The following is a 14,908-nucleotide window of genomic DNA, read 5'->3' as shown; positions in this document are numbered from 1 at the left end:
ACGGGATCAGGTGCGCGAGGGGGACCGTTCACCCGGGTAAGCCATCCGGTAGCGGGACCGAAGGTCCCGTACGGCACCCACTGAGCGCCTTGCCGGAGGCCGCCGTACCATTCCTAAAGTTGAAAGCAGGACCGCCTGATGTCGATCACAGGAACCTGCGCCATGAACGGACTCGCCTTGCACGATCGCCCCTCCGATTCGGCCGCCTCCTGGCGTATCGCACTGCCGCACTCCGCCGCGGCCGTGCCGGTGGCGCGCGCCCTGGTCCGTACGGCGCTGGCCGAGCTGAAGCACGGGGCGGACAGCGACACCGCGGAGCTGCTCACCGCCGAGCTGGTGGCGAACGCCGTGGAGCACACCGCCGGGGACGCCCCGATAGAGCTGGTGGTGGAGTTGCAGCCGACCGGCTGCCAGGTCGAGGTGCACGACCCCGACCCGGTGCCCCCCGGCGATCTCACCCGGCCGTCCGGCGAGGAGCCCGACCCCTGGCAGGAGCACGGGCGCGGGCTGCTGCTGATCCGCGCCCTCAGCTCGTCCTGCGGGCACCGGCCCACGGACCAGGGCAAGGCGGTGTGGTTCAGGCTGACCGCGGTTCCGCCGCAGTGGCGTCCGCGTTCGCTGTGAGACCACGTTGCAAGACCGCAGTGTGAGACCGCGTTGTGAGATCACGTTGCGAGAGTTCGTTGTGGGACCGGTTTCCGGCCGGAGCGCGGTCAGGCGAGGGTGGCGACCAGTACGGCCTTGATGGTGTGCAGACGGTTCTCCGCCTCGTCGAAGACGACCGAGTGGGCCGACTCGAAGACCTCGTCCGTCACTTCCAGTGAGTCCAGGCCGTGGCGCTCGTGGATCTCCAGGCCGACCTTGGTGTCGAGGTCGTGGAAGGCCGGGAGGCAGTGCATGAACTTGACCTCGGGGTTCCCGGTGGCGCGCAGGACGTCCATGGTCACCGCGTAGGGGCCGAGGGCGGCGATCCGCTCGTCCCAGACCTCCTTGGGCTCGCCCATGGAGACCCATACGTCGGTGGCGACGAAGTCGGCGCCGAGCACGCCCTCCGCCAGCGACTCGGTGAGCGTGACACGCGCCCCACTGGTGACGGCGAGCTCGCGGGCCCGGTCGACGACCTCCTGGGCCGGCCAGTAGGCCTTCGGGGCGACGATCCGGACGTCCATGCCGAGCAGGGCGCCGGTGACCAGGTAGGAGTTGCCCATGTTGAAGCGGGCGTCGCCGAGGTAGGCGAACGCGATGTCCGTAAGCGGTTTCTCGCAATGCTCGACCATGGTCAGCACGTCGGCGAGCATCTGGGTGGGGTGCCAGTCGTCGGTGAGACCGTTGTAGACGGGGACGCCCGCGTGCGCGGCGAGCTCCTCGACCTTGCGCTGGCTGTCCCCGCGGTACTCGATGCCGTCGTACATCCGGCCCAGCACGCGCGCGGTGTCCTTCACGGACTCCTTGTGGCCGATCTGCGAGCCGGAGGGATCGAGGTACGTGGTGGAGGCGCCCTGGTCGGCGGCGGCGACCTCGAACGCGCAGCGGGTGCGCGTCGAGGTCTTCTCGAAGATCAGCGCGATGTTCTTCCGGCTCAGGTGCTGGACCTCGGTCCCGGCCTTCTTGGCCGCCTTCAGCTCGGCGGCCAGTTCGAGCAGGCCGCGGAACTCCTCCTCGGTGAAGTCCAGCTCCTTGAGGAAGTGGCGGCCGGCGAGGGCGGTCGGGACTGTCGCCATGGGGGCGCTCCAGAAGTGCGGTGACGAAATGCAGTGCGAGATGACGGTGACTGCAGTGACAGGGACCCTCGGAAGTCTATACGAAACTCGGCATTTTTATACAGACACCTGTACGTAAGGCACCCGTACGAACAGACACCCCTTCGCACCCCTCCGTCTAGACGGCGCTCCGCTCGACCGGACAGCTCATACAGCGCGGCCCGCCCCGCCCCCGACCCAGCTCGCTGCCCGGGATCTCGATCACCTCGACGCCCTGTTTGCGCAGGTGGGTATTGGTGGTGACATTGCGCTCGTAAGCGATTACGACACCTGGTTCCACGGCGAGGACGTTGCAGCCGTCGTCCCACTGCTCACGCTCCGCCGCATGGACGTCCTGGGTGGCGGTGAGCACACGGATCTCGCTGAGACCGAGGGCGGCGGCGATCGCACGGTGCATATGCTCCGGCGGATGGTCGGTGACCTTCAGCTCCTTCTCGCCGACGCCCGGTTCGATGGTGTACGAGCGGAGCATGCCGAGGCCCGCGTACTGGGTGAAGACGTCGGCGTCGACCATCGTCATCACGGTGTCGAGGTGCATGAAGGCGCGCCGCTTGGGCATGTCGAGGGCCACGATGCTCTCGGCGGAGCCCGCGGCGAACAGCTTGTGGGCGAGCATCTCGACGGCCTGCGGGGTGGTGCGCTCGCTCATGCCGATCAGCACGGCGCCGTTGCCGATGACGAGCACATCTCCGCCCTCGATGGTGGACGGATAGTCGGCCTGCCCCTCGGACCACACGCGGAACGTTTCGTCGCGGAAGAGGGGGTGGTGCCGGTAGATCGCCTCGAAGTGGACGGTCTCGCGCTGTCTGGCCGGCCAGCGCATGGCGTTGATGGCGACGCCGTCGTAGATCCAGGCGGAGGTGTCACGGGTGAAGAGGTGGTTGGGGAGGGGGTCGAGGAGGAAGTCGTCGAGGTCCATGACGTGGAAGCGCACGGAGGTCGGCTCGGGATGCGCTTCCAGAAACTCCCGCTTGGTCATGCCGCCGACGAGGGCCTCCACCAGCTCCGGGGCGGGGAGGGTCTCGAAGGCGGCGCGGAGGTGGTCGGTGGCCAGCACTCCGTACTCCTTCTCGTCGAAGACGCGGTCCAGGACGAGCGCTCTGGCCACCGGGATCTCCAGGGCCTCGGTGAGCAGATCGCCGAACAGGTGGACGGCGACGCCGCGGTCGCGCAGCACGTCGGCGAACCCGTCGTGCTCGGCGCGCGCCCGGCGTACCCACAGCACGTCGTCGAAGAGAAGGGCGTCCTTGTTGCTGGGGGTGAGCCTTTTGAGCTCGAGATCCGGCCGGTGCAGGATGACGCGGCGCAGCCGCCCGGCCTCGGAGTCGACATGGAATCCCATGTCTCCATCCTGACCATCGGAGACCGCATTCACCCACTGTCGGACCGTTTCCGCACAGCCTTGTTTCCGAGCGCCTTCTCGTCCCCTTGACGACAAAGACCTCCATGACTATCGTCTTCTTATCGTCGTAGTGACGAAAAACGAGAACGAGGGGGGTCCCTTCATGGCCGACATCACCCGGCGCCTGGGCTGGCGCCATCTGCGCGGCGCTCCGACGGCGCACGTGCGCCACCACCGCTCGGGCAAGCTGGTGCACGACGGGCCGGGGCTGAGCTTCTGGTTCCGCTCACTGAGCGCCGCGCTCTCCGAAGTGCCGGTCGACGACCGCGAGTTGGCCATGACCTTCCACGCCCGCACGGTCGACTTCCAGGATGTGACGGTGCAGGCGACCGTGACCTACCGGATCAGCGATCCGGCCGTGGCCGCCGCCCGCCTCGACTTCTCCATAGATCCGGACACCGGGGTGTGGCGCGGCGCTCCCCTGGAGCAGCTCGCCACCCTGCTGACCGAGACGGCGCAGCAGCACGCGCTGGACGTCCTCGCGCGTACGTCGCTGTCGTCCGCGCTGGTGGACGGTGTGACGGCGGTCCGGGAAAGGGTCGCGGCGGGGTTGGCGGCGGAGCCGCGGCTGCCGTCCACCGGCATCGAGATCGTCGCCGTCCGGGTCGTCGCACTGCGTCCGGAGCCGGAGGTGGAGCGGGCGCTGCGCACGCCGGCCCGGGAGCAGATCCAGCAGGAGGCCGACCGGGCGACGTACGAGCGGCGGGCGGTGGCGGTCGAGCGGGAGCGGACGATCGCCGAGAACGAACTGGCCAGCAAGATCGAACTGGCCCGCCGTGAGGAGCAGTTGGTCGAGCAGCGCGGTACGAACACCCGTCGCGAGGCGGAGGAGAACGCCGCCGCGGACAAGGTGCGGGCCGAGGCGGAGGCGAGTCGGAGCGTGCGGCTCGCGGAGGCCGAGGCCACGCGGGCGGTGAAGCTGGCGGAGGCGGAGGCCTCGAAGCAGGTGCGGCTGGGGGACGCCGAGGCGCAGCGCACGGAGCGGCTGGCCCAGGCCGAGGCGGCCCGTACGGTCCGGCTCGCCCGCGCCGAGGCCGAGGCGGCGCGCGAGGTCGGCGAGGCACGGGCCCAGGCGCAGGCGGCCTGGCTGCGGGTGCACGGGGACGTCGACGTGGCGACCCTGCACGCCCTCACCGGGACGCGGCTCGCGGAGAACCTGCCGCACATCGACAGCGTGACGATCTCGCCGGACGTCCTGACCGGGCTTCTGTCGAGGCTCGGCGGCGGGGAACGGGAATGAGTCTCGCCCCGCGGGCCGTGCTGGTCCATCGCACCACGGAGTACGAGGAGTTGGTGGCGCGGCACGGCACGCACGGCCAGGCCGCCTTCTTCCTCTCCTCGCGGGGCCGGGACATCGAGGAGGTCGCCGAGCGCCACCGTCGGACGAGGCGGGCGCTGGCTGAGGTGACGGCCGCCATTCCTCTGACATGGCGTCAGACCAGGCTGGAGCGGGCGGACTTGGACCGCTTTCTCTTCGCTCCCGAGGACGTGGTCGTCGTGGTCGGCCAGGACGGACTCGTGGCGAACGTCGCCAAGTACCTTGCCGGACAGCCGGTGGTGGGCATCGACACGGATCCCGGCCGCAATCCGGGCGTCCTGGTCCGCCATCGGCCGGGGGACGCCCGGGTGCTCCTGCCCTCCGTGCTCGCGGCCGGTACCGGCATGACCGAGCTGACCATGGTCGAGGCGGTCGCCGACGACACACAGCGGCTGCTGGCCCTCAACGAGATCTATCTGGGCGCCCCCGGCCACCAGACCGCCCGCTACCGCCTGGGCCTCGACGACGACAGGGGTGTCGTCGAGGCCCAGGCATCCTCCGGGGTGCTGGTGGGCACGGGTACGGGGGCGACCGGCTGGATCCGGTCGGTGTGGCAGGAGCGGGGCGGCGGCGCCGGGGGCGAGGGCGGTCTGCGGCTGCCGGGCCCGACCGAGGAGCGGCTGGTGTGGTTCGTGCGGGAGGCGTGGCCGTCGCCCGCGACCGGTACCTCGCTGGTCGCGGGCGAGTTGGCGGCCGGTGGACGGCTGACCCTCACCGTCGAGTCGGAGCGGCTCATCGCCTTCGGGGACGGGATCGAGAGCGACGCGGTGGAGCTGACATGGGGGCAGACGGTGCGGGTGGGGAGGGCGGGGACGGCCCTGCGGCTGGCCGGCTGAAGCCGTCCTCCCCGCGCTACCGGGACCGGTCCCGGTCCCGGTCACAACCTGGGGTCGACCGGTTCCGACTCCAGGGCCAGTACCCCGAACACCGCCTCGTGGATCCGCCACAGCGGCTCGCCCTCCGCCAGCCGGGCCAGTGCCTCCAGGCCGAGCGCGTACTCGCGGATCGCGAGCGAGCGCTTGTGGTTGAGGAAGCGGCCGCGCAGGCGGGTGAGGTTGTCGGGACGGGTGTACTCCGGGCCGTAGATGATCCGGAGGTACTCGCGGCCCCGGCACTTGATGCCGGGCTGGACCAGGCGGCCCTCCTGGCTGCGGACCAGCGCGCCCAGCGGTTTGACGACCATGCCCTCGCCGCCCCGGCCGGTCATCTCCAGCCACCAGTCGACGCCGGCCTGGACCGACTCGGGGTCGGCCGTGTCGACGTACAGCCGCCGGGTGGTCTGCAGCAGGCCGGTCGGGTCGTGCTCCACCAGCCGGTCGAGCAGCGCCAGTTGGCCGTCGTGGGGCAGGTCCGCGAGGCTGCGGCCCTGGACCGCGAGGATCTGGAACGGGGCCAGGCGTACGCCGTCCAGGCCGTCCGTGGTCCAGCAGTAGCGCCGGTAGGCGTCGGTGAACGCCGTTGCCGCTTCGGCCCGTTCACGCTGGCGCGCGAGCAGGTCGGACACGTCGACGCCCCGGTCGGCCGCGCCCTGGAGTGCGGCCAGCGCGCCCGGGAACACCGCCCCGGACGCGGCGCCGACGGCCGCGTACTGCGACCGCAGCAGCCCGGCGGCCTTGAGCGACCACGGCATCAACTCGGCGTCCAACAGCAGCCAGTCCGTGCCGAGTTCGTCCCAGAGACCGGCCTCGCCCACCGCCGTCCGCACCCGGTCGAGGATCTCCTCCGTCACCGACTCGTCGTCGAAGAACGGGCGGCCGGTGCGGGTGTAGAGCGAGCCGGTCGGACCGTCCACGCCGAACCGCTTACGCGCTGTTTCCGCGTCCCGGCAGACCAGGGCCACCGCCCGCGAGCCCATGTGCTTCTCCTCGCACACGACCCGTGCGACACCGTCCGCGGCGTACTGCGCGAACGCCTCCGCCGGGTGCTCCAGGTAGCCCTCGACGTGCGAGGTGGCCGTGGGGGCCATCGTCGGCGGGAGGTACGGCAGCAGGCGCGGGTCCACCGCGAAGCGGCTCATCACCTCCAGGGCCGCGGCCGCGTTCTCCTCACGGATCGAGACGCGGTTCTGTCCTTCGTAACGGGTTTCGACGATGCGCCGGCCGTTGACGTCCGCCAGGTCCAGCGGACGGCCGTCGTGTCCGCCCGGCGCCTCCGACTTCAGCGGCCTCGCCGGCTCGTACCAGACCTGCTGCGCCGGTACGTCGACCAGCTCGCGCTCGGGCCAGCGCAGCGCGGTCAGCTTGCCGCCGAAGACTGCACCGGTGTCGAGGCAGATGGTGTTGTTGAGCCAGGTGGCCTCGGGGACCGGGGTGTGACCGTAGACGACGGCCGCCCGGCCCCGGTAGTCCTCCGCCCACGGGTAGCGCACCGGCAGGCCGAACTCGTCGGTCTCGCCGGTGGTGTCGCCGTAGAGCGCGTGCGAGCGGACCCGGCCGGAGGTGCGGCCGTGGTATTTCTCCGGCAGACCGGCGTGGCAGACCACCAGCTTGCCGCCGTCGAGGACGTAGTGGCTGACCAGTCCGTCGATGAACTCGCGCACCTCGGCGCGGAACTCATCGGTCTCCGTCGCCATCTGCTCGATGGTCTCGGCGAGGCCGTGGGTGTGCTGGACCTTGCGGCCCTTGAGGTGACGGCCGTACTTGTTCTCGTGGTTGCCGGGGACGCAGAGGGCGTTGCCGGACCCGACCATCGACATCACGCGGCGCAGGACGCCCGGGCTGTCCGGGCCCCGGTCGACCAGGTCGCCGACGAAGACGGCCTGACGGCCCTCCGGGTGCGCGCCGTCGACATAGCCCAACTTGCCCAGCAGGGACTCCAGTTCGACGGCGCAGCCGTGGATGTCGCCGATGATGTCGAAGGGGCCGGTGAGGTGGGTCAGGTCGTTGAAGCGCCTCTCGGTGACGACCGAGGCGTTCTCGACGTCCTCGACGCCCCGCAGGACGTGCACCTTGCGAAAGCCCTCGCGCTCCAAGTGGCGCAGGGATCGGCGGAGTTCGCGGGTGTGGCGCTGGATGACCCGGCGGGGCATGTCGGCACGGTCGCTGCGGCCCGCGTTGCGTTCGGCGCACACCTCCTCCGGCACGTCCAGCACGATGGCGATGGGCAGCACGTCGTGACTCTTCGCCAGGTCGACGAGTTGACGGCGCGCGTCCTGCTGCACGCTGGTCGCGTCGACCACCGTGCGCCGACCGGCCGCGAGCCGCTTGCCCGCGATGTAGTGCAGGACGTCGAAGGCGTCCCGGGTCGCGCTCTGGTCGTTCTCGTCGTCGGAGACCAGACCCCGGCAGAAGTCGGAGGAGATGACCTCGGTGGGCTTGAAGTGCCGGCGGGCGAAGGTGGACTTGCCGGACCCGGACGCGCCGATGAGCACGACGAGGGAGAGGTCGGTGACGGGCAGCACGCGGCCCTGCTTCATGGAAACCTGATTCTCGGTCATGCTGCCTTCGCCTCCTTCTCGTTCGTGGGCTTCGCGGAATTCGTGGACGGGGTGGAACGAGCGGACTTGGTGGAGTTCGGGGGCTGCATCTGGAACACGGCCATCTGGGTGGGCGGGCCGACCTCCGGGTCGTCGAGGCCCACGGGGACGAACTCGACGTCGTAGCCGTACCGTTCGGCCACCCCGGACGCCCAGGTGCGGAACTCCTCGCGGGTCCACTCGAAGCGGTGGTCGCCGTGCCGGACGTGGCCTGCCGGGAGGGTCTCCCAGCGCACGTTGTACTCGACGTTCGGGGTCGTCACCAGGACGGTCCTCGGACGGGCCGAGCCGAACACCGCGTACTCCAGGGCGGGCAGCCGCGGCAGGTCGACGTGTTCGACGACCTCGCTGAGGACGGCGGCGTCGTAGCCCTTGAGACGGGTGTCGGTGTAGGCCAGCGAGCCCTGGAAGAGCTGGACGCGAGAGGCCTGTCGCTCCCCCATGCGATCCAGCTTCAGGCGGCGGGAGGCGATGGTGAGCGCGCGCATCGAGACGTCGACGCCGACGATCTCGGTGAAGCGCGGGTCCTTCAGCAGCGCCTGCACCAACTGGCCCTGGCCGCACCCGAGGTCCAGGACACGGGCGGCCCCGGACCCGGTCAGCGCCGTGACGATCGCCTCACGGCGCAGCACGGCCAGCGGGGTCGGGCGCTCCTCCGTCTCGGCCTCCGCCGCGACCGCGTTGTCGATCTCCTCGACCTCGCTGTCGTCGGCCTCGGCGAGCCGGACCAGCTCCAGCCGCTCCATCGCCTGCCGGGTCAGTGACCAGCGGCGGGACAGGTAACGGCTTGTGATCAGTTTCTGCTGGGGGTGGTCGGGCAGCCAGCCCTCACCGGCGCGCAGCAGCTTGTCGACCTCGTCGGAGGAGACCCAGTAGTGCTTGGCGTCGTCGAGGACGGGCAGCAGGACGTACAGGTGGCGCAGAGCCTCGGCGAGAGTGAGCGTCTGCGACTCCAGGACCAGGCTCACGTACCGCGAGTCGCCCCACTGGGGGAACTCCGTGTCCAGGGCCACCGGTTCGGCGCTCACCGTCCAGCCGAGCGGCTCGAAGAGGGCGCGTACGAGGTCGGGGCCGCCGCGGGCGGGCAGTGCGGGCACCTCCACGCGCAACGGCCGTGTCTGCGCGGGGAGTTCGGGCTTCGCGGCGCACACTCCGCGCATCGCGCTGGAGAACACGGCGCTGAGCGCGACCGCGAGCAGCGAGGAAGCCGCGTACGGGCGGTCGTTGACGTACTGGGCGAGGGCGGCGTCGGGAGCGCCGCCGCGGCCCTTGCCCTTGCCGCGCCGGACCAGCGCCACGGCATCCACCTCCAGGAGCAGCGCCGCCGTGCAGCGCTCGGCATCGGCCTCGGGGTAGACGACGTGCGCCCGGCCGTAGGAGGTGGAGAACGCCTGCGATTTGTCGGGATGCTTGTGCAGCAGGAAGCCCAGGTCGGTCGCGGGGCGTTCGGGGGTGCCTGTGGTGCTGATCGTCAGGAACACGGTGGTTGCCTCGAAGGGTTCGGAAGGAGCGAAAGCGCTGGTCGTGCGCTCGCGCGCCTCTCCAACGTACCGAGAAACGGTGCGCGGGGACGCGGAATTTTTTTCCTACCGATCCGCCCGTTTCCACGCGCCGACGCCCAGCTTTCCGGTGGTGCCGAGGTCGAGGTGGGGCGTGACGACGACGGGTGCGGCACCGGATTTCGCGCGGACGCGGACGTACGGCACGGTCACGGCGTCGAGACCGGCTTCGGTGGTGTTACGCCAGATCAGACCGGATACAGCGGTTTCACCGGGTTTCAGGGTGAGCGGGCTGGGCGGGTCGTCGTAACCGGTTCCGGTGGAAATGCTGTCGCCGCCCTGGAGGATCTGCACGCCTTTGACCGGGCGGCGATCCTCGTCCAGGAGGCTCAGTTGTGGGTAGCCGTCGAGGGAGTAGTTCTTCTTGCCGCAGTTCTCCAGATGCAGTCCGACGACGCGCAGGCCCATCGCCGCGTCGCCCTCGTCGGCCGTGAGGCGAATCCCGGAGGACGGGCAGACGTCCGCGTCGGCCGGCGCCTCGGCCGCGGGGACCTTGGTCACCTCGGCGACCTTCGCCGTCGTCACCGGGGAGGCGCCCGGCGCGAGCACGCCCGGTTCGACGGTTCCCCGCACGGTCCTGCCCGCTCCGACCGCTCGCACGGTCTCGCGCTTGCTGCTCATGACCTCGCCGCCGCTGGTCGTGAAGGTGAAGAGCACGGTGTACGTCAGCGACTCCGAGCCGTCGTTGGTGATCTCGTAGACGGCGGAGATGCCCGAGTCCGTGGGAAGGGGGTCCGCGTGGACGAAGCCCAGGGACCGGGACGGGGCGGGGGTGGAGGTGGCGTCGCGGGCCGGGGAGGCGGTGGGGATGCTGACCGAGGTGATCCGTACGCCGTCCACCGGTGGGTCGGTGACCAGGGTCCTGGGCGCCGCGGACGCCGCGCCGACTCCACCGGTCGTGTCCGCGCGTTCCGTTCCGCAGGCCGTCGCCGCCGAGGCGAGGAGCAGCACGGCGGCGACGGCAGGGAGGGCGGGGCGGACAGGGCCGAAACCACGGGGTCTGCGCATCCGGCCAGCTCATCAGGGCTCGGACGGGCCGACTGTGACGGAAGCCATACCTCCGGTCACAGCCGTGTCACAGATGATCGGCGGCGCGTGGCGGCGCGGACAACGATGTCCGGACCGGGATGCTCCGCCGGTCGACCTCGCCTCAAGACACCCACCTCGTCTCAGGGACGTCGGCCGACCTCGCCTCGAGACGCCGGCCTCGCCTCAGGAGAGTTGCGTCTGCACCTGGGCGGAGATCAGTTCCAGGTGGTCCAGGTCGTGCAGGTCGAGGAGCTGGAGGTAGATCCGCCGGGAGCCGGCCTCGGCATAGCGGCCGATCTTGTCGACGACCTCGGCGGGGGAGCCGGCCAGTCCGTTGGTCTTCAGCTCGTCGACCTCGCGGCCGATCGTGGCGGCGCGCCGGGCGAGCTCCTGGTCGTCCTTGCCGACGCAGACGACGAGGGCGTTGGAGAGGGTGATCGCGTCGGCTTCGCGGCCGATCTCCTCCGCGGCGGCCCGCACCCGGCCGAACTGGCGTTCGCTGTCCTCGACCGAGCCGAACGGCATGTTGAACTCGTCGGCGAACCGGGCGGCCAGTCGCGGCGTGCGGGTCGCGCCGTTGCCGCCGATCAGCACCGGGATCTTCGCCTGCGCGGGCTTGGGCAGCGCGGGCGAGTCGGTGAGGTCGTAGTACGACCCGTGGAAGTCGAAGGTCTTGCCGAGCTCCGTGGCCCACAGGCCCGTGACGATCTCCAGCTGCTCCTCCAGGCGGCCGATCTTCTCCTTGGGGAAGGGGATGCCGTACGCCGTGTGCTCCTCCTCGAACCAGCCCGCGCCCAGGCCGAGTTCGACGCGTCCGCCGGACATCTGGTCCACCTGCGCGACCTGGATGGCGAGGACGCCGGGCAGCCGGAAGGTGCCGGCCGTCATCAGTGTGCCGAGGCGTATGCGCTTGGTCTCGCGGGCGAGGCCGGCGAGCGTGATCCAGGCGTCGGTGGGGCCCGGGAGCCCGCTGACATCGCCCATCTTCAGATAGTGGTCGGACCGGAAGAAGGCGTCGAACCCGAGGTCCTCGGTGGCCTTGGCCACGGTGAGGAGGGTGTCGTAGGTCGCGCCCTGCTGGGGCTCGGTGAAGATACGAAGATCCATGCCCCCATCCTGCATGTCGTCCGCCCCGGCCGCCCCGTCAACCCCACCGGTCCCCCGGCCCCCGCGCCTCCCCGGTCGGGTGAAAAAGGCTTGTGCCGTGCGTGGGGGGTTGCCCGGGCCAGTGACCCGCCCTCGCGGTGATCGTTGGCCGGGGCGGAGCCGGACCGCCCGGCGCCCGTGCCCGGCTGGTCAGCGCCGGGACGTCACCCGCATCGGCCCTCCTCAAGGGGGGCCAGGGCCGAGGAGGCCGTCATGTCCGAAGAGACCGTGCCGCAGCAGGGCGGGGCCTACGCAGCCCAGCCGAAGGGGTTGTTGCAGCAGATGGAGGAGCTGATGGCGGCGTTGAACGCGGATCTTTCGGCGCTGGACGCGGATTTCCAGTCGACCGGAACCGGCGTTCCTCAGCGCACGCCAAGGGAAGAGGGCACCGCGATCTGACACGCGATCTGACACGCGGTCCGCTACGCAGTCCGACGCGCAATCCGACACCCTCAGCCGCTTCGGCGTCGGCTCGGTTCATCTCTCCGGTACGGCGGCCTCTCTCTGTTCTCGTTCCTCTCTTGCGGTCAGTTTGCGTAGCATTTCCAGGACCCGGTCTCTGGATTCGTCGGCCGCGTCGATGGCCTCCATGCACTTCCAGTACGTGCCCTGGTCGTCCGCCGAGCTGGCCAGGCCGACCAGGGCGATGCCTACCTCGCCCAGCAGACCGCCCAGGTCGATGAGGGCCCGGCGGGCGTCGTCCAGCTCGGTCAGTCGGGCGGCGAGGAGCTCCGTGGGGTCGAGGTCCGGCGCGCCCAGCACACCGCAGCCTCGGCCCGCCAGCTCGGTCAGTCCCAGTGCCTCGCCGCGCAGTTCGGGCGGGCCCGAGACGGCGAGACGACTGCCGATCGCCTGCGCCAGGGCCTGCGCCTGCCACACCTCCGTGAGTATCTCCGTCGCCTGGCTGCTGCCCGCGAGCGCGCGCCTGCTCGTCAGGATGAGCCGCACCGCGTCCATGCGCCGCCCCCGTCTGTCCCGACGTGCTGCTCGCACGTCCGCCCGAACACCCTTGTCCACTACCCAGAGTGAAGGCCTGTGGGGCGAAAAGCCAGAGGAAGACCGAAATCTGTGGACAACAAATCGATTTCGGTCCGCCTGTTGACTCCGGAGAGTGAAAACGGATCGTCCGGCTCCTGAACGACGGCTCCATGGCTCCTGAACGACGGCTCCTGAACGATGTTCCGCTACGGCGCCGGGAATCTGCGTTCGTTGCGGTCGATCTTCGCGTCCAGCGCCGCCAGCGGATCGATCCCGAGCACCTCGCACAGTTGCAGCAGATAAGCGAGCACGTCGGCGACCTCGTCCGTCACCCGGTGGGCGGTGTCGGGGTCGTCCATCACCCGGGCCGACTCCTCCGGCGTCAACCACTGGAAGATCTCGACCAGTTCGGACGCCTCCACGCTCAGCGCGGCGACGAGGTTCTTGGGCGTGTGGAAGGGCTGCCAGTTCCGCGCGGCAGCGAACTCGGCCAGTCTGCGCTGCAGCTTCGCCACGTCGAGGTGTTGTTCAGTCACGACCCCAGGTGTACCACCGTCACTCCGTCCGTCCGGGCGGCGAAGGAGCCGTCGCTGACCGCGCCGACGCAGCGGATGTGCCCGCGCTCGGCCATCCGGACCGCCAGGCGCAGCAGTTCGGCGTGCTGCGTCGCGTCGAGGCCCCGGTCGAGGCCGTCGGCGAGCAGGGTGAGGGTCTGCATCGCGGCGGGCACCTCGCCGGCCGGGTCCACGTCGAGGACGCCCGGGCCGGTGAGCAGCACCAGCGCGAGGGCTACGTAGCGCAGTTCGCCGTATCCCAGCCGGGCGAGCTCCGTGCGGGTGCCGTCGGCCCGGTGGAGCAGCGCGCGGACCGTGCCGTCGGTCAGCGGCTCGGCGCGCAGGTCCACGACGGGTCCGGCGGGCCGAGTGGATCCGCCGGAGCCGGCGGACAGCGCGGCCACCAGTTGCGCGTGCCGCCGTCCGCACTCCTCGCGGGTGCGCCAGAGGACGTCGGCGAGGTTGTCGCAGCCGGCGAGCAGTCGGCCGGAGCCGGTGGGGACGGGGGCGCCCATCCAGTCGGGCTGCGGATCGCAGGCGAACACGGACCGCAGGGCGACCACCATCTGTTCGGCGGCGGCGAGCACCTGCCGCTGTCCGTCGGTCTTGCCGGCCACGCGCAGCGGCAGCAGCGCGGTGCCGAGCCGGTCGTCGGGCAGCGGAGCGCGGGTCACCGGGGAGGGGCCGCCCGTGTGCCAGGCGGCCTGCACCGAGCGCCGCCCGGGATCGCGCAGCGCCGTCTCCAGCAGCACGACGCCGCCCGCGCTCAGCCGCTCCCCCACGATGCGCAGCTCGGGTTCGGCCTGTACGGCGACGTCGAGCCGGACCGGCCCGCCGGGTCCGTCCGCCGTGCACCCGATGCGGAAACCCCGGCGGCGCTGGGCGTCGGGCCGCGCGCCCTGGGGCACGCAGGCGACCGGATCGGCGAACACCTCGCCGAGCGGGGCCCCGCCTCCGAGCCGCGCCAACGCCTCGTAGGCCCGCAGCGCGCTGCTCTTGCCGCTCCCGCTGGCCCCGACGAACAGCGTGACGGCGCCCAGTGGGAACCGGGCACGCAGGTGCGCCGCGAAGGCGGAGAGCCGCAGTTCGGTGACGCAGGGCCGGACGTACCGCACCTGCGCGGGCACCGCGCGGGGCACACCGGCTGCGGGCGAGGCCCGTTGTTCCTCCACAGGGGCCGCCTGTGCGGGCACGGTGGGCGAGGCGGTCCCGGGCGGCGCGCCGTCGGGCGTGGTGGGGGGTTGGGGTAAGGGCGCGGAAGAGGCGAACGGCGAGGGCATATCCGGACCGTAGGACTCCGCCGCCAGCCGAACCGTTCCGCCCGGGCAAGCTTCCTACGATCGGGCGACCAGGACGAGCCGGTCCCTTGGCCAACGGGTCGCGGAGCGCCGCGTCCCACGAGGAACGGACGAGGACGAGTCGGCCCACGATGAGCCGGCCTCGGCGGACCGGTCGCGGCGAACCGGTCCCCATGGGCGAGGCGACCGCTCTGGCAGTCCCCCATGGGGACCGCCCACGCCGATCGCCTACGCCGATCGCCTACGCCGACCACCGCGGCCGCCGCCCCCTCGTCCACGCGCGGCGATCACGCACGCCTGACCGGCCCCGGCGAACCGACCGCGCCAGTCAGCCGGCCCCGGCGAACCCGTCCCGGCGAACCCGGCGCGCCGAGCCGGTCGCGCCGAGC

At 71.2% G+C, this 14,908-nt stretch carries 13 protein-coding genes; 4 read left to right on the top strand and 9 right to left on the bottom strand.

The window, feature by feature from the left end; translation table 11 throughout:
- Positions 1 to 162 precede the first annotated feature (162 nt).
- Complete coding sequence (locus ACWD4O_RS00915; protein ID WP_451276086.1) at positions 163 to 624, top strand: ATP-binding protein; 462 nt, start codon at positions 163 to 165, stop codon at positions 622 to 624.
- A gap of 89 nt (positions 625 to 713) precedes the next feature.
- On the opposite strand, the gene argF is transcribed toward ACWD4O_RS00915, so the two are convergent.
- Together argF and ACWD4O_RS00905 are read right to left on the bottom strand one after the other, a co-directional pair.
- Positions 714 to 1,721 (bottom strand): ornithine carbamoyltransferase, encoded by a 1,008-nt coding sequence (gene argF, locus ACWD4O_RS00910; protein ID WP_451276084.1) that lies wholly within the window; start codon positions 1,719 to 1,721, stop codon positions 714 to 716.
- 157 nt (positions 1,722 to 1,878) lie between these two features.
- Complete coding sequence (locus tag ACWD4O_RS00905) at positions 1,879 to 3,102, bottom strand: arginine deiminase (RefSeq protein ID WP_451276082.1); 1,224 nt, start codon at positions 3,100 to 3,102, stop codon at positions 1,879 to 1,881.
- A gap of 163 nt (positions 3,103 to 3,265) precedes the next feature.
- Between ACWD4O_RS00905 and ACWD4O_RS00900 the strand changes: the two genes are divergently transcribed.
- Both ACWD4O_RS00900 and ACWD4O_RS00895 read left to right on the top strand, forming a co-directional pair.
- The gene (locus ACWD4O_RS00900) at positions 3,266 to 4,402 is read left to right on the top strand and encodes an SPFH domain-containing protein (RefSeq protein ID WP_451276080.1); all 1,137 of its coding nucleotides are present in this window, start codon (positions 3,266 to 3,268) and stop codon (positions 4,400 to 4,402) included.
- A complete protein-coding gene (locus ACWD4O_RS00895; protein ID WP_451276078.1) occupies positions 4,399 to 5,316 on the top strand; it encodes a hypothetical protein in 918 nt (305 codons plus the stop codon). Before ACWD4O_RS00900 ends, ACWD4O_RS00895 begins: the two co-directional genes overlap by 4 nt.
- Positions 5,317 to 5,357: 41 nt before the next feature.
- Here the strand turns inward: ACWD4O_RS00895 and ACWD4O_RS00890 are convergent, their stop codons facing one another.
- The 4 genes from ACWD4O_RS00890 to ACWD4O_RS00875 form a co-directional block, all read right to left on the bottom strand.
- Complete coding sequence (locus ACWD4O_RS00890; protein WP_451276076.1) at positions 5,358 to 7,916, bottom strand: polynucleotide kinase-phosphatase; 2,559 nt, start codon at positions 7,914 to 7,916, stop codon at positions 5,358 to 5,360.
- Positions 7,913 to 9,436, bottom strand: coding sequence for a 3' terminal RNA ribose 2'-O-methyltransferase Hen1 (locus ACWD4O_RS00885; RefSeq protein ID WP_451276074.1), 1,524 nt, complete (start codon positions 9,434 to 9,436; stop codon positions 7,913 to 7,915). Before ACWD4O_RS00885 ends, ACWD4O_RS00890 begins: the two co-directional genes overlap by 4 nt.
- Positions 9,437 to 9,541: 105 nt before the next feature.
- Positions 9,542 to 10,522: a DUF4232 domain-containing protein gene (locus tag ACWD4O_RS00880; protein WP_451276072.1), complete on the bottom strand. Its 981-nt coding sequence runs from the start codon at positions 10,520 to 10,522 to the stop codon at positions 9,542 to 9,544.
- Between the two features lie 204 nt (positions 10,523 to 10,726).
- On the bottom strand, positions 10,727 to 11,650 hold the full coding sequence (locus ACWD4O_RS00875) for an LLM class F420-dependent oxidoreductase (protein ID WP_451276070.1): 924 nt from the start codon (positions 11,648 to 11,650) through the stop codon (positions 10,727 to 10,729).
- A gap of 252 nt (positions 11,651 to 11,902) precedes the next feature.
- Between ACWD4O_RS00875 and ACWD4O_RS00870 the strand changes: the two genes are divergently transcribed.
- Entirely contained in the window at positions 11,903 to 12,088 is a 186-nt protein-coding gene (locus ACWD4O_RS00870) for a hypothetical protein (protein ID WP_450945410.1), read from the top strand.
- 78 nt (positions 12,089 to 12,166) lie between these two features.
- Here ACWD4O_RS00870 and ACWD4O_RS00865 read toward each other — a convergent pair whose 3' ends face one another.
- From ACWD4O_RS00865 to ACWD4O_RS00855, 3 genes are all read right to left on the bottom strand, one after another.
- Complete coding sequence (locus ACWD4O_RS00865) at positions 12,167 to 12,646, bottom strand: DUF6099 family protein (protein ID WP_451276711.1); 480 nt, start codon at positions 12,644 to 12,646, stop codon at positions 12,167 to 12,169.
- A gap of 227 nt (positions 12,647 to 12,873) precedes the next feature.
- Positions 12,874 to 13,203: a nucleotide pyrophosphohydrolase gene (locus ACWD4O_RS00860; protein ID WP_319343301.1), complete on the bottom strand. Its 330-nt coding sequence runs from the start codon at positions 13,201 to 13,203 to the stop codon at positions 12,874 to 12,876.
- On the bottom strand, positions 13,200 to 14,501 hold the full coding sequence (locus ACWD4O_RS00855) for an ATP-binding protein (protein WP_451276067.1): 1,302 nt from the start codon (positions 14,499 to 14,501) through the stop codon (positions 13,200 to 13,202). Before ACWD4O_RS00855 ends, ACWD4O_RS00860 begins: the two co-directional genes overlap by 4 nt.
- Positions 14,502 to 14,908: the final 407 nt, after the last annotated feature.

This window comes from Streptomyces sp. NPDC002623, assembly GCF_053592635.1.
Note: the sequence above shows the minus strand (reverse complement) of the source record. Positions and strands in the feature narration are given on the sequence as shown.